12 protein-coding genes are annotated in these 13,313 nt (G+C 65.1%); 8 read left to right on the forward strand and 4 right to left on the reverse strand.

Going from position 1 to position 13,313, the window contains the following annotated elements; genetic code table 11:
* The first annotated feature begins 89 nt into the window (after nucleotides 1-89).
* Nucleotides 90-869, forward strand: coding sequence for a phosphotransferase enzyme family protein (locus tag Ani05nite_RS25125; RefSeq protein WP_239130612.1), 780 nt, complete (start codon nucleotides 90-92; stop codon nucleotides 867-869).
* A 14-nt stretch (nucleotides 870-883) separates the two neighbouring features.
* On the opposite strand, the gene Ani05nite_RS25130 is transcribed toward Ani05nite_RS25125, so the two are convergent.
* Complete coding sequence (locus Ani05nite_RS25130; RefSeq protein WP_203772119.1) at nucleotides 884-1,609, reverse strand: HAD family hydrolase; 726 nt, start codon at nucleotides 1,607-1,609, stop codon at nucleotides 884-886.
* 352 nt (nucleotides 1,610-1,961) lie between these two features.
* Between Ani05nite_RS25130 and Ani05nite_RS25135 the strand changes: the two genes are divergently transcribed.
* Nucleotides 1,962-3,497 carry a helix-turn-helix domain-containing protein gene (locus Ani05nite_RS25135; protein WP_203772121.1) on the forward strand — a complete coding sequence of 512 codons (1,536 nt, stop codon included), beginning with the start codon at nucleotides 1,962-1,964 and terminating at the stop codon, nucleotides 3,495-3,497.
* 38 nt (nucleotides 3,498-3,535) lie between these two features.
* Here the strand turns inward: Ani05nite_RS25135 and Ani05nite_RS25140 are convergent, their stop codons facing one another.
* Entirely contained in the window at nucleotides 3,536-4,567 is a 1,032-nt protein-coding gene (locus Ani05nite_RS25140) for an NAD-dependent epimerase/dehydratase family protein (protein WP_239130601.1), read from the reverse strand.
* Nucleotides 4,568-4,735: 168 nt separating this feature from the next.
* The gene (locus Ani05nite_RS25145) at nucleotides 4,736-5,227 is read right to left on the reverse strand and encodes a GNAT family N-acetyltransferase (protein WP_203772125.1); all 492 of its coding nucleotides are present in this window, start codon (nucleotides 5,225-5,227) and stop codon (nucleotides 4,736-4,738) included.
* 129 nt (nucleotides 5,228-5,356) lie between these two features.
* On the opposite strand from Ani05nite_RS25145, the gene Ani05nite_RS25150 reads away from it, so the two are divergent.
* Nucleotides 5,357-6,457 carry an asparaginase gene (locus Ani05nite_RS25150; RefSeq protein WP_275410629.1) on the forward strand — a complete coding sequence of 367 codons (1,101 nt, stop codon included), beginning with the start codon at nucleotides 5,357-5,359 and terminating at the stop codon, nucleotides 6,455-6,457.
* An 85-nt stretch (nucleotides 6,458-6,542) separates the two neighbouring features.
* Entirely contained in the window at nucleotides 6,543-7,364 is an 822-nt protein-coding gene (locus Ani05nite_RS25155; protein ID WP_203772127.1) for an alpha/beta hydrolase, read from the forward strand.
* Here the strand turns inward: Ani05nite_RS25155 and Ani05nite_RS25160 are convergent.
* Nucleotides 7,291-8,685 (reverse strand): helix-turn-helix domain-containing protein, encoded by a 1,395-nt coding sequence (locus Ani05nite_RS25160; RefSeq protein WP_203772129.1) that lies wholly within the window; start codon nucleotides 8,683-8,685, stop codon nucleotides 7,291-7,293. The genes Ani05nite_RS25155 and Ani05nite_RS25160 overlap by 74 nt on opposite strands.
* A 375-nt stretch (nucleotides 8,686-9,060) precedes the next feature.
* Between Ani05nite_RS25160 and Ani05nite_RS25165 the strand changes: the two genes are divergently transcribed.
* The 4 genes from Ani05nite_RS25165 (at nucleotide 9,061) to Ani05nite_RS25180 (ending at nucleotide 13,252) form a co-directional block, all read left to right on the forward strand.
* Nucleotides 9,061-10,530 (forward strand): helix-turn-helix domain-containing protein, encoded by a 1,470-nt coding sequence (locus tag Ani05nite_RS25165; protein WP_203772131.1) that lies wholly within the window; start codon nucleotides 9,061-9,063, stop codon nucleotides 10,528-10,530.
* A 53-nt stretch (nucleotides 10,531-10,583) separates the two neighbouring features.
* A complete protein-coding gene (locus Ani05nite_RS25170) occupies nucleotides 10,584-11,213 on the forward strand; it encodes a 2'-5' RNA ligase family protein (RefSeq protein WP_203772133.1) in 630 nt (209 codons plus the stop codon).
* 631 nt (nucleotides 11,214-11,844) lie between these two features.
* Nucleotides 11,845-13,083: a methyltransferase, FxLD system gene (fxlM, locus tag Ani05nite_RS25175; protein WP_203772135.1), complete on the forward strand. Its 1,239-nt coding sequence runs from the start codon at nucleotides 11,845-11,847 to the stop codon at nucleotides 13,081-13,083.
* Nucleotides 13,084-13,096: 13 nt separating this feature from the next.
* Nucleotides 13,097-13,252 carry an FxLD family lanthipeptide gene (locus tag Ani05nite_RS25180; RefSeq protein WP_377882801.1) on the forward strand — a complete coding sequence of 52 codons (156 nt, stop codon included), beginning with the start codon at nucleotides 13,097-13,099 and terminating at the stop codon, nucleotides 13,250-13,252.
* Nucleotides 13,253-13,313 lie beyond the last annotated feature (61 nt).

A 13,313-nucleotide genomic window follows, 5' to 3' on the forward strand; every position in this document is an offset into this window, starting at 1 on the left:
CACTTAGTCGCAGGCTTTTGGAACGAGCAGCGGCATCTAACGGTCTTGAAGTCGAAGGATCGTCGCTTATTCGTAACGGGTCACACGTGATGTGGAAGATTCCAAGCGGGATTGTCGGGCGGGTGGGCGAACGCGGGACCGATGACGTAGCGAGCAAGGAGGTGGAGGTATCTCGTTGGCTGAGAGTAAGTGGAGTTCGAGCCACGAGAGCGCTGGACGGTGTCGCTCAGCCAACCGTCATAGATGGGTATCCCGTGACGTGGTGGGAGCTACTTCCTGAGAGCCGGCCAGCCACTCCTGCCGAGCTCGGTGCGACCCTGAGGCGGCTCCACGACCTTCCCGATCCGCGCCGTCTTAGCCTTCCACGTTTCTCGCCATTTGAGGCAGCAAGAAAGCACCTGAAGAGCGTTGAAATTCCTAAATCGGAAGACATGATATGGGTCTTGAATCGAATGTTGGAGGTTGAGCAGCGTTGCGAAGATATCTTGCCCGGCTTGCCAACCTCGGTAATCCATGGAGATGCGTGGCAAGGCAACTTTGCCGTCATCGATAGCCAAGATCCTGTCATACTTGACCTTGAAGCCTTCTGTGTCGGTCCTGAACTATGGGACCTTATCGCCATCGCAGTGGACTTTACCGACTTCGCGAGAATACCGAAAAGCGAATACGAGGGCTTCGCCGCCGCATACCACTTCGATGTAATCACGTCACCCGCGTACCTATTGCTGGCGGAAGTGCAGGAGCTGAGATGGACCGCTTATGTAATTGGAAAGTCAAAGCCGGGATCGGCCGCGGAGTCGGAAGCCGCCCACCGCGTCGCGTGCTTGAAAGGTGAGGTTAGTCGACCCTGGAAGTGGGCACCTTTTTAGATATGTGCGACGACCTAGGTCATGGACGTCCTTGAAATAAGGGCATCGATTGTCGATATCAGCTTAACGGGGTCAAGGCTCTCAAGAATTGCATCAGGACCGTATGGTTTGAGTTCGTCGGCTTGCGTGCGATGAGTTACTGCTACGACATGAAACCCAGCGTGCCTGGCGCACGAAATATCGTTTGGCGCGTCACCCACAACTACCACTCGACTGGGATCAAGTTCTCTGCCGTATAGCCGGGAATACCTCCGACCTATCGCGGTCGGTAGCTGGAATCTGTCTCGGTCGTCTGAACCGAATCCACCGATGCGTAGGTCCAAATGTTGATCGAGGTTGAAGCTTCGTAGCTTAATGTCGGCCGCTGAACGCAAGTTGCCTGTAAGGACGGTTTGCGTATACCCGCGTTCATGGACCTGCAAAATGCTCTCCAGTGCTCCGGGGTAGGGTGCCTGGTCGCGTTTTAATTCCGATATCCCGTCGTTCATGATCGAGACTAAGATGTTCTCGAATCGAGCAATTCCGTCTTCTGCTTCGAGAATGCTAATTCCCGAAGCAACTGCGGTGTCGATGACAATCGACTCATCGGTGTAGCCGTGGACCGTCTTGCTCGGAAAATTGACTGCATTCTCGGCGATGGCGTAGGTTCGCGCAATCGCTCTTCGTAGCCAACGCAGATCAGCGGGGATCAAGGTGCCATCGACATCCCACACAACAAGGCCGAAATCTCCGGAGTTCACGACCTTAATCGTGCCACACTGGAGAGGCGGTCGGGCTACTCGGTCGCTCAAAATTTTGTCATGCCCGGGACGCCTTCGCGATCCCTCAATGTTGATAATCCTGTCAGGGACGACACTTTGGAAGTCTGCCTAGACGGATGAGTCGATCTTGAACGCACGCTCTTTGAGGGTTCGACGAGAGCTTCCTTCGACGACAAAGTTGTCGGGACTTTGTCGGAGGATTGTCGGAAGGGGGCGCTGAGTGGCCGACAAGTCACGTCGGTGGATTACGCTGCGTTCACTGTCGGGCATCTGGAAGGCGCAGCACGCCGTAATGATCCGGCTGGCGTCACGGGCGAAGCGGGAGGTTTAGGTGGCCGATCCGCGAACTGTTCGGGAGGCATGGGTCGAGCTCGGCCATCAGCTTGCCTCGAGGCGGAAGGCGGCCAAGCTGAGTCAGGTGGAACTCGCGAGCCGTACGACGTACAGCCGCAGCAGTATCGCCAACGTCGAGACCGGGCTCCAGCACATCAACCGAACCTTCTGGGAAGCGATCGACGCGTTGCTAGGCGCCGACGGTGACCTGCTTCGCGGTTACGACGCCGCCAAATCTCTGCGACGCCAACATCAACGCCCCGCCACGGAAGATACGAGGTCCGGGGGAGAGAACGAAGGCGGCCCGGTACCTGTGCCGCTTGGCTTCCTGCCAAACCCTTTGGTCATGTCGGTGACGACGCCTCTGCAACGGCCTGCTCCTACCGGTGCGTGGCCGAACTCGACAATCGCGAACGCCGACCCGTTCAGCGCTACGCCGCTCGCCGGGCGTGGCAGTGAAATCGGTGCAGCGGCATTGACCGGAGCTTCGGCCTACGCTGGAACGGTGGAGCGGATTATCTACACCGCTCTCGATACCCGAACCTTCGCACGGAACGCAGGGGCGAGCGCAGTGCCAGACGCCGACATCGCAGAGTTGCTGACGGAGATCGCTGACCTCGCGCGGGCGTACGGGAGCCAGCCGCCCGGGGCCGTCGGGGTGCGGGCACTGCATCTACACGACCGGGCACGTGGTTTGTTGACCAGCACCCGTCGGCCGACGCAGCAGACGGACTTGTACCTGGCCCTGGCCCAGTGCTCGGCGTTGCTGACCAGCGCCACCAGCGACCTCGGGTTGTGGACGACCGCGGAGCAGTACGCTGCGGCGGCCTACGACTACGGCGACGGTATCGGGCACGCCGGGGTACGGGCGTACACGCTGGGATTGAAAGCGATGATCGCCTATTGGACGGGGCGGCCGGCCGAGGCCGTCGACTTCGGTCTGCGTGCGGTCGAGGCGGCGCCGGCGGGATTGGCGACCGTACGCGCGCAGAGCCTGCTGGCCCGTGCTTGGGGCCATCGAGGTGCACCCGATCAGGTCGATCTGGCCTTGCGGGCAGCGCAGGGCGCGTGGGAGGACCAGGGCAGCGACGAACTGCACGACCCGGCTGGCGGCGAGTTCAGCTGGACGCGGGCACAGCACGAGCGCAGCGCAAGTACGGCGTGGCTGCAGGTCGGCCGCCACGAGGAGGCGTCCGTGGCCGCCATCCAGGCCCTGCGGCTGATTCGCTCCCGCGCCGCGAACCAGGGAGGGTCGTTGGAGGTCGAGGCCCGAGCGGACCTGGCCGCCTGTCTCATCCTGCGTGGCCAGCCCGACGCCGCCCAGGAGGCGCTGGCCCCCGCGGTCGAGGTGTTGTCGCCGCTGTGGAGCACGCCGGCCGATTGGCGGCGGACCGGGATGTTGAGCCGCATGGAACGCATTGCGGTCCTGCTCACGGATCCGCGCTGGCGGGGTGTCAGCCAAGCTCAGGACCTGCTGGCATTGACGCGCGCGTTCCTGGCGACCAGGCCGACCGTTCCCGCCGTCCTCGCGTGAGAAGTCACGCCGCCCGGCTTGTCGTACCGACGCGGAGATCAGCGCAGCTGGCGCCAGCGGTCCAGCAGAGCGGCTTCTCGCTCGGCGGATAGGCCGTGCTCGGCCGCTCGGGCCGCCTCGCCTTGCTCCTCCTTGACGGCCTCGCCCCCGCCGGTCATCCACGACCAGGTGTCCGCCACGGTCTCGCGCAGAGGACGGCAGGTCAGCCCGGCCGCCTGGGCTCGGCTGCTGTCCACGTTCCAGACGCCGGCGCGGGTACGCCACAACGGCAATTCCGTCCACTCACCGACTCCTTGCTGTGCAAGCCAGGTCGGATCGACCCACACCGGTTCAGCGCCGGCCGCGGTGACCTCGGCGCACGCGTCGACGAGGTCGGCGAACGAGGCGTGCCCAATCGGGGCGGTGACGTTGATGTCGCCGGCGATCCGCTGCCGCGCGCACCGCAGTGCGAACGCGGCGAGATCGCGGGCATCGATCGGCTGAATCGGTCGGTCCGCTGGCGCGGGGGCGAGCATCTGCCCGCCTGCGGCCGCCCGCAGCAGCCACCACGGCAGCCGGCCGACGTACTCGTGCGGTCCGAGGATCACGCCCGGTCGCAGCACCGTCGTACGCTCGTCGCCGATCGCTTGTCGAACGGCCTGCTCGCATCCGGCCTTCAGGGTGCCGTACTGGATGAGCTCGCCGTGCTCTGCGGCGTAGTCGGCGTCCGCGTCGACTGGGCACTCGTAGCGAGCTGAATTCTCCGACAGTGGCAGGTCAGGCCATCCGGTGTAGGCGTTCACGGTCGACATGACCACGTAGTGCCCGACAACCGGCGCGAGCGCCAACGCTCCTCGGTAGGTATCGCGTGGTGTGAAGGCGATGCAGTCGATCACGGCGTCCCAGGGGCCGTGCGACGCGAGCCGCCGGAAGTCCTCCACGCTGGTGCGATCGCCGTGGACCGCGTCGACCTCGGGCAGGTCGGGGTGGGTGCCGCGGTTGAATGTGCTCACCTGCCAACCGTCCGCGAGCGCCACCTCCGCGATCGAACGTCCCAAGAACCATGACCCGCCGAGAATGAGCAGCCGCATGCCGGCCATCATCTCGCACGTGAGCGTTCGACGCTGCCGCCCTGCACGTCGTTGAACCGCTGCCATGGGCGCGCGTCGACATGCGGGATTCGCGTCGTCGGGAGCGCCGGAGGGCGCGAAGGCGGGCGGGCGCATGCGGACGGATCGCCGCGGGCGACCGCTTCACCCTTAGTCGATCTTGCGTTGCGACAGCCGGACAAGATCGGCGCTCGTCGCCCGGTACATGACCTTGCCCGACGCCTGAGGCGCATCCAACTTTGCATAAAATGCCTGGGCAGCAGTGTTGTCGGCGTCGGTTGTCCACTCCAACCGGCTGCTGCCGGCCTCGAGGGCGATTGCGCTCAACTCGGCCATCAGTGCGGTGCCGACCCCGTGCCCGCGGTGCGGCTCGCGGACATACAGCTCCTTCACGAACAGCGACGTGGACACGCCGACGGCTGGCCACAGGAAGGTGTAACTCGCGAAACCGACCACCTCGGCGTCGTCGACAGCCAGCAGGACCCGGGCCGGCGGCGACGGGCTGCGAAGCACCAGCGCAATCTGAGCCTGCCACACATGGCGAGGCACCATCTCGACCGTCCCGTAGAACGCCTCCACCTCGTACAACAGGTCGGCGACGACGGACAGATCTTCAGGCCCCGCAGGGCGGAAGGCGATCATCGCGAGGGCTCCATGAAGTCGAAAGGTTCCGCTTAGGCGCGGCGGCGCGAGCTTGCTCTGGCCGCGCGCGGTCACCGCGGCGGCTAGGCTTCCCGATCGATCGTTGCAGCGAAACAGGAAGGTCGCACTGTGGCCGACGAGACCAGCACCCCGGCGCCACGCGTCCTCGTCATCGCGCTGGGCGGAACCATCGCCATGACCGCGGCCGACTCCGGAGGAGTCACCCCGTCGCTGACTGCCCGGCAACTGGTCGACGCGGTCCCCGGGCTCGGCGAGACCGGCATCGACATCGACGTGCTGACCTTCCGCAGCAAGCCCGGCGCCTCCTTGACCATCGACGACCTCACCGCGCTGACCACCCGGCTCGGCGACTATTGGGACGCCGGCATCACCGGGGTCGTGATCACCCAAGGCACCGACACGATCGAGGAAAGCGCTTACGCCCTCGACCTGCTCCACGCTGGTCCACAGCCGCTTGTGGTGACCGGCGCGATGCGCAACCCGACCCTGGCCGGTGCCGACGGCCCCGCCAACCTCCTCGCCGCGATCCAGGTCGCCGCCAGCAGCGCCGCCCGCGGCCTGGGCTGTGTCGTGGTCCTCGCCGACGAGATCCACGCCGCGCGCCGCGTGCGCAAAACCCATTCGACCAGCATCGCGACGTTCGCCTCGCCGAACGGCGGCCCGCTCGGCTACCTCGTCGAAGGCCACGTCACGATCGCCAACCACATCTCCGGCCGCCTTGTCGTTCCCGCCGGCCACCAGTCGGCGCCGCTCGTACGGCTCTACACCGCGACGCTCGGCGATGATGGCGCCCCGCTGGCCGCCCTTGCCGCCGGCGCCGACGGGCTCGTCGTGGCCGGCTTCGGCGTCGGCCACGTCCCGGAAAGCTGGGTGCCGGCCCTAACGGAGGCTGCGAGCCGGATCCCGGTCGTACTCACCTCCCGTACCGGCAGCGGCCCCGTCCTCGCCGGGACCTACGGCTTCCCCGGCTCGGAGCGCGACCTCATCAGCCGCGGTCTGATCCCCGCCGGTTTCCTCGACCCGTACAAGGCCCGGATCCTGCTGCACCTGGCGCTCGCCGCTGGAGCGGACCGGGATCAGGTTTCGGCAGCGTTCGCGGCCACCGCCGAGCTGCCAGGCAGTCGAGGATGGCCGTGGGCCGCCGAGACGCCGCCGTCAGTTCACGCCCTGGCCCGTGCTACTGATCCAGTACGGATCTCCAAGGCGTAGATCTCGGACACGATTAACACCCCACCCGCGCCGTAGGTAGATCTCCACAAGAGAACCTGGAAGTTCGAGCAGACAGGAGTGCGTCATGCCGTCCGAGGCTACTGTGCGATTCCGGTCCCTTGATGGACTCGAGCTGGTCGGCGACCTGATCGTTCCCGACAAACCTGCGACGATCGGTGTGGTGCAGGTCCACGGCGGCGGCGTCACCCGGCACGAGGCAGGGTTCTTCGACCGCATGGCCGCCGGCCTGTCGGCAGCTGGCGCCGCGGCGTTGCGTTTCGACCTGCGCGGACACGGCGAATCAGGCGGCAACCAAGAAGACCTCACGATCGCCAGCGTGCTCAACGACATCGGCAGCGCGTTCGCGTTCCTGCGCGAAGCCACGAACGTCGAGACCACCTCGCTGGTCGGGCAAAGCTTCGGCGGCGGGATCTGCGCCTACTACGCGGCGAAGCGGCCGCAGGACGTCGACCGCCTGGTCATGCTGTGCCCGCGCATCGACTACAAGAAGCGCACGATCGACGATCGCCCGTACTGGGTGAACGATCAGTTGCAGCCGGAACAAGCGGCTGAGCTGGCTAAACAGGGATTCCTGCAGTACTCGCCGACGTTGCGGCACGGACCCGGGTTCCTGAACGAGGTGTTCTGGGTGCAGCCGCACACTGTGCTCGGCGAGATCCAGGCGCCGACGTTGATCGTGCACGGCACCGCCGACACCCTTGTGCCGATCGACACCAGCCTGGCGGCCATGACGAAACTCAACGCCGCCTCGTCCTTACTCACGATCGAGGGCGCTCAGCACGGCTTCGCCGTCGACGGCGACCCGAAATATCTCAATCCGCAAAGCCAGCAGTGGCAGACCCAGGTGATTCAAGCGGTCGCCGAATGGACGACTCGTACGCGGTAAGCGCGTCGTCGAGCGCGGCAACCGCATCGCGTTTCTGCCAAGGCGTCAACGCAGCCCGCGTCGCCACGACCGCGCGATGAGTACGCCGCGATCCCGTCCGAACGGACGCGGTGAGGGCTTCGTACGCCTGCTCGGCGGCGAGGTCGGGCGCCTGAGCTTGAGCGAGCGCGAAAGCCTGCCGGGCCTGGAAATATCCGGCGTCGCGCAGCGACAACCCGCCTGCGCTGAGGCCGGCCTCATACAACGGGGCTGCGCGTTCCGGCTCCGCGGCTTCGATCCAGCACGACGCCTCGCGCAGGGTCAGATCCTCGCCCGCCGAGGCGTCGCGCGCCTGCTCGACCGTGGAATCCAGATCGACGGTCTGCCCGAGCATCAGATCGCCGCGAGCGACCTGGAGCAACGCCTCGCCGTAGAACCGTGCTGACAACTGCCAAGGACCTTCGATCGCCGCGCGGGCGAAGAGACGAACGCGAAGGGCGGATCGAGCCTCGTACGCCATCTGCGACTTGCGCAACAGGACGAAGCCCTGCCAGGACATGTCGCCACACAACTGGGCGTAATCCATCGCCCGGTCATACCAGTAACCGGCTTGCACCGGGTCGGCGAGATCTCTGAAGAGCCAGCCGACGAACTCGGCAGCTTCCGCCCCCAGCACCAGGACATCACTTCGCACCTTCTCGGGCACGTCCGGTGCGACCGCTTCCACTACGTCGATGACGCCCTTGGCCGTTGCCAGCGCCGACGCCGCGCCGTAACGGCCGTCAAGAGCCTTGGCCATCTCGAGCTGGACCCGGAACGCGTCGACGAATCGCGCGTCGGCGTATCGGGCGGGGTCGGCCATGGCCTGGCGGACACGATCGGCCCCGTCCGACGCCGTCGCCGACGCGGTGGCGAGGGGGTGAGCCGACGCGGCGATGCCGGATAGCACCGCTGAAGAGGTCGCCACGTCGGAACAGCTCGGCACGGTTCGTTGCCGACGTCTCGCGGTCGCCGGAGGCAATGCCGCCGGTCGTGCGCCCGTGGTTCGGCTCGACGCGATCGCGTCGAGCTCATGCAGCCGCTGTGCGGCGCGCTCGGCGTTGATCCGCTCGTATTTTCTGACCAGAACGCCACCGGTCTTAAGCACGATGTCGCAGGCGTGCCAGAAGTCCCGGCTCACGCGTTGCCGGCCAGTTTCGACATTCGCGATGGTGCTGCGCCCGTAGTGGATCTCCTCGCGTGCGGCGAACCGCCGCTGCGTATAGCCGGCAGCGCTGCGACGCCCCGCCAGCTCCTCACCGAGGAGCTGCCAGGGGTCGGCGCCGTCGTGCTGGTCCGGCATGCTGGCCTCCGCGTCGATGTCGTTCGACCTGCGCACGTACCCCGAGTCCGAACGGTCCGGTAGGTCGTAGTGTGGCGTGGTGGACGGTGTTCGCGCCACAACTCCCTGGCAGCCCAGCACGGTTGACCCGGCCGGGGACGGTGCTGGCGAGTTCGTGGCGAATACGGACCTGGATCGACCTAACCAAGCCCTCCGGTATGAACGTGGACGCTCGGGCCAGACCCCAGGAAACCTACCGGGGACATTGTCGGAGATGGGCGCTGCGCAGCCGACAACTCACGCCGGTGGACTACGCTGTTTCCACCGTCGGGTAGCCGGAAGGGCGACGCGCCGCGGCGGTCCCGAGCCGGCGTTACGCGCGAAGCGGGGGTTGAGGTGGCTGATCCGCAAGCTGTTCGAGCTGCGTGGCGCGACTTAGGCCGGTTGCTGGCCCAAAAACGGAAAGCGGCGCACCTGAGTCAGCAGGAGCTCGCCGGACAAACGGAGTACAGCCGTAGCAGCATTGCCAATATTGAGACCGGCCTCCAACACGTCAACAGAGCGTTTTGGGAAGTAGTAGACGCTCTACTAGGCGCAAACGCGGAGCTTCTAAAGGCGTATGACAACGCCGAAGCATTTCAACGAGCGCACCAACGCCCGAGCTTGGAAACTCCAGCATCCGGCGTTGACCTGCTCCATCCGGCCATCGCGCAGTCATCGCCCGCCCCGCGATTACTCCAGGACCGGCCTGACGTGGCGGCTGACGATGCTTCAGGTGCGACTATCGGCGCCCACCGGAGCAACGCTAAAGGTCTACCGAAGCTGCCCGGCCAGCGGGCAACGTTAACGGTCCCGCACGGCGGGGTTGACGCGGACGTCGCGGGAGGCATCTCCGGGACAGGTGAAGATATCGTCGATGTCCTTGACCGGATTCAGAACCTGTATCGCGCCGTCGATCCCGTAGTCATATCCGGCCTCGAAAGTAGCATGTCCACCATGCTCGTGGAGTATGAGACGTGGGAGCGAGGGCGCTTCATTAGATCGCTGGTCAAAAAACGCGTCTTTGTGGATAGTCTGATCTCTCAGAGCATGCAGCCAAGGCAGCGCCAGAGGCTATTTCGGGTGGCCGGCAAAGTTTCGGGTCTGCTTGGCTACGTCGAGGTGGGGCGTGAAGATTATGCGCTTGCTCGCGCGTACTGTGCAGAATCATTTCGTCTCGCGGAACTTGCCGAAGACTCAGATCTTCAAGCCTGGGCCCGAGGCATGCAGAGCTTCTGCGAATACTATGCTCGTAACTACGAAGAGGCTCTGGCTATCGCCTTGGATGGCCTTTCATACGCGGGAACCGGGCCGCAGAGTGTTCGTCTTACGATCAACGGAGTCGCCCGCGCAGCGGGAAAACTTGGCGACAAGGTCGGAGTGCAGCGAGCGGTTGAACGCGCATATAGACTGATGTCTCAGAATGAGGTGCCGACGGGACTTCCGTCGAGCGTGTCTCTCCAGTGCTACAGCTCGGCACAAACCGCTAGCAATGCGGTAACAGCATACGTATCGCTTGGAGACCCCGCCCGCGTGCAAGAGTTCGCGACCCTCGCCTTGCCTGATATCAAAGTATCGGCGTCGCCGTGGAGTCAAGCGCTCCTAAAAATTGATTTGTCTACTTCGATGCTCATGGCTCGTGACGCGGATCTGGAACGCGCTTGCCGTGTGACGATGGACGCGCTCAAGATTTCTTCGGGATACCCCATCGTTTCCATTCGGCGGCGTGTTCTCGAATTCATGGGAGCCGCCGAGCGGCGCTGGGGCAGAGTTTCCGGCCTCGACGAGGTCAGAGAAAGACTGGAAGCCTGGAGCAGGGATTGCTGAACGGAGATAGCCAACCGTCACCTGAGCTGGAGAACTTCCGCAAGGTGCGGCGTGTGGCCAACCACTGGGCTCGACCCGGAGGTGGCCCCGCGAATCGATCTTTCTATTGGTATCTTACTTTTCCGCGTGGGCGTCAACTGCGTGAACTCGCACGGCGATGCCAAAAAGAAATCTCCTTCTCGTATTACGACTTAACCCCGCTTGACGATCTTCATCTGACGGTGAACCGTGTCGCCTACCAGAACACTGTCGGTGCCTCCGATCTGGACGCGGTTATTGCCAAGGCGAGAGAAGTCTGCCAGTCGGTGACGGCCTTCACGGTTTCTGTTGGCCGGCTTTCAGGGACCCCGGGCGCGCTTGGCTTCAACGTTTCGCCCTATGAGCCCCTGCGTAACCTTCACGATCGCCTGACGGCAGCAACACTTCAGGTATTACCGGATGCCCCGGTCAAGCATCGCGAGTTCCATGCCCACGTGGCTGTCGCTTACGGCAATGCCGATGTCCCGTCAGCCGAGGCAGTTGCTGTCGTGGAGCAGTTGCACCGTCTCCCGGAAGCTGACGTACTGGTCGACGGCGTGTCGCTGGTGCTGCTTGAGCGAGACCATCGTTCCTACCGGTGGCAGACCGTAGAGACTGTGGCGTTCGCCAAGGCACACGATGCCGACAGCGCCACCTCGTGCTAGATCCGTCCGCAGCCCACCCCGGCAGCCACAAACCTGAAGCTCCGTACCAGACGCGCCCAGGCATTGTCGGAACTTTGTCGGAGTGCCGCTGAGGCGCGCTGACATTGAACGCGAGACGTCCGACGCCCGGCGAGCCTGTGAGGGACGCCGAGGATGCTCGGTGCGGAAAGCCTGCTCAACGACCCTGCCCCCGGCGCAAGCGAAGACGGCTAACTGGCCCCACCGAAACCGAATCCAGCTCATGAAGGTCGAAGGATTGTCGGAGTGCGGCGGCGACTCTTTCCGACATCGGCCACCGCCTGATTGACTCCTTGCATAGCCAGGGAGCGTCCTTTTAAGGGTTCGTTGCAGGTCAGCGTCCTGATAGATCGCACCATGTGCAAGTTGCACGTCCGATCACCTGGCGCTCGCGTCCAACTGGCCCGAACATCTTGACGGAATAGCGGTCTCATTCCGTGAGGAATGGCAAGTCTGCGCCTGAACCCCGGGCACTGGACGCCGCGGTCGTCTGTCTACACCGATAACTCGCCGCCGGCGTACGGCGAGTCGCGGCTCGACGCACGGAGTCGGGCCGCGAAGAGTTACGGCGGCTGCCCGGTCGGGCGGCCTTGATCGAGAAGGAGAGCACCGCATGAGTGTCGAGACCCTGAGCAGCGACGACTTCCGGGCGGCGATGGTCGAGCAACTGATCACTGACCAGCGCGACAAAGGGCTGTCGATGCGGCCGGAGGTGGAGGCGGCCCTGCGGACTGTCCCTCGTCACCTGTTCACCCCCGATAGTTCGCTGGAGGACGCCTACTCGCCGAACCTGGCGGTGATCACCAAACAGGTCGGTGACGAGACCATCAGCTCGGTATCCGCGGCGTGGTTGATCGCGGAGATGCTCGGCCAGGCGGCGGACGCGCACGAGGGTGGACTGTCCGGCCTGGACGTGCTGGAGATCGGCTCCGGCGGCTACAACGCGGCGCTGCTGCGCGAGCTGGTCGGCGACTCGGGGTCGGTCACGACGGTGGACATCGACAAGGATGTGACCGACCGGGCGTCGGAGTGCCTGGCCGCGGCCGGCTACGGCGACGTGACCGTGGTGTGCGCCGACGCGGAGCAGCCGGTCGGTCCCCGAGGTGTGTATGACCTGATCATTGCGACGGTCGGGGCTTGGGACATCGCGCCGGCGTGGACGGACCAGCTGGCGTCCGACGGCGTCCTTGTGGTGCCGCTGCGTACATTCGGGATGACACGGTCGTGGGCGCTGCGCCGCGAGGGGCACGCGTTGGTCAGCCACAGCCAGCGACTGTGCGGGTTCGTCTCGATCCAAGGCACCGGCACCCACCAGATGCGGTACGTCGACATCGCCGAGGGCGTGCACCTGCGACTGGACGAGGATCAAAAGATCAACCCGCAGAGCGTGGGGGATCTGCTGGCGCAGCCGCCGGTCCAGGCGTGGGCCGGGGCAAGCTTGGCCCCGGCCACAGTGCTGGCCGACCTCGACATGTGGCTGGCCACCCGGATCACCGCGGCCGGGCAGCAGTTCGTCATCCTGACCGCTCAGCAGGACGCCATCGACGCCGGCCGGGTCGACCCGGCGTGGCGGTACGGCACACCTGCCGCCCTGCACGACGGCACGTTCTGCTACCGCTCGGCCCTGCAATGGACCGACGACAAGTTCGACCTCGGCGCCCGCGCGTACGGCCCGGATGCCACCACCGTGGCACAGCAGTGGGTCGAGCACATGGTCGCGTGGCTGGACGCGAGCACCCCCGCACCGGTGCTGCACGTTCTGCCCGCTGGAACTCCCGACGGCGACTTGCCGGCCGGGACGGTGCTGGACAAGCGGCACAGCCGCCTGGTCCTCGCCTTCACCCCCCGCTAGGAAGGACACTCACGTGGACGAACGGATCTTCGAGGACGTCGAGGACTTCACCCTGGACGTCACGCTGGTCGACGCCGGTCCCGCGGCGAGCGGCTTCTCGACCAACACCGACGACAACTGCGGCTCGGGCAACACGGGCTCGAACGCCTGCACAACCAAGAACAACTGACCCGGGTCTCACCCGGCTCGCTCATCTCCCGATGACGGGGCCCGGCGCGCACAGCGTCGGG

This window comes from Actinoplanes nipponensis, from assembly GCF_016862275.1.
Classification (GTDB): Bacteria; Actinomycetota; Actinomycetes; order Mycobacteriales; family Micromonosporaceae; genus Actinoplanes; species Actinoplanes nipponensis.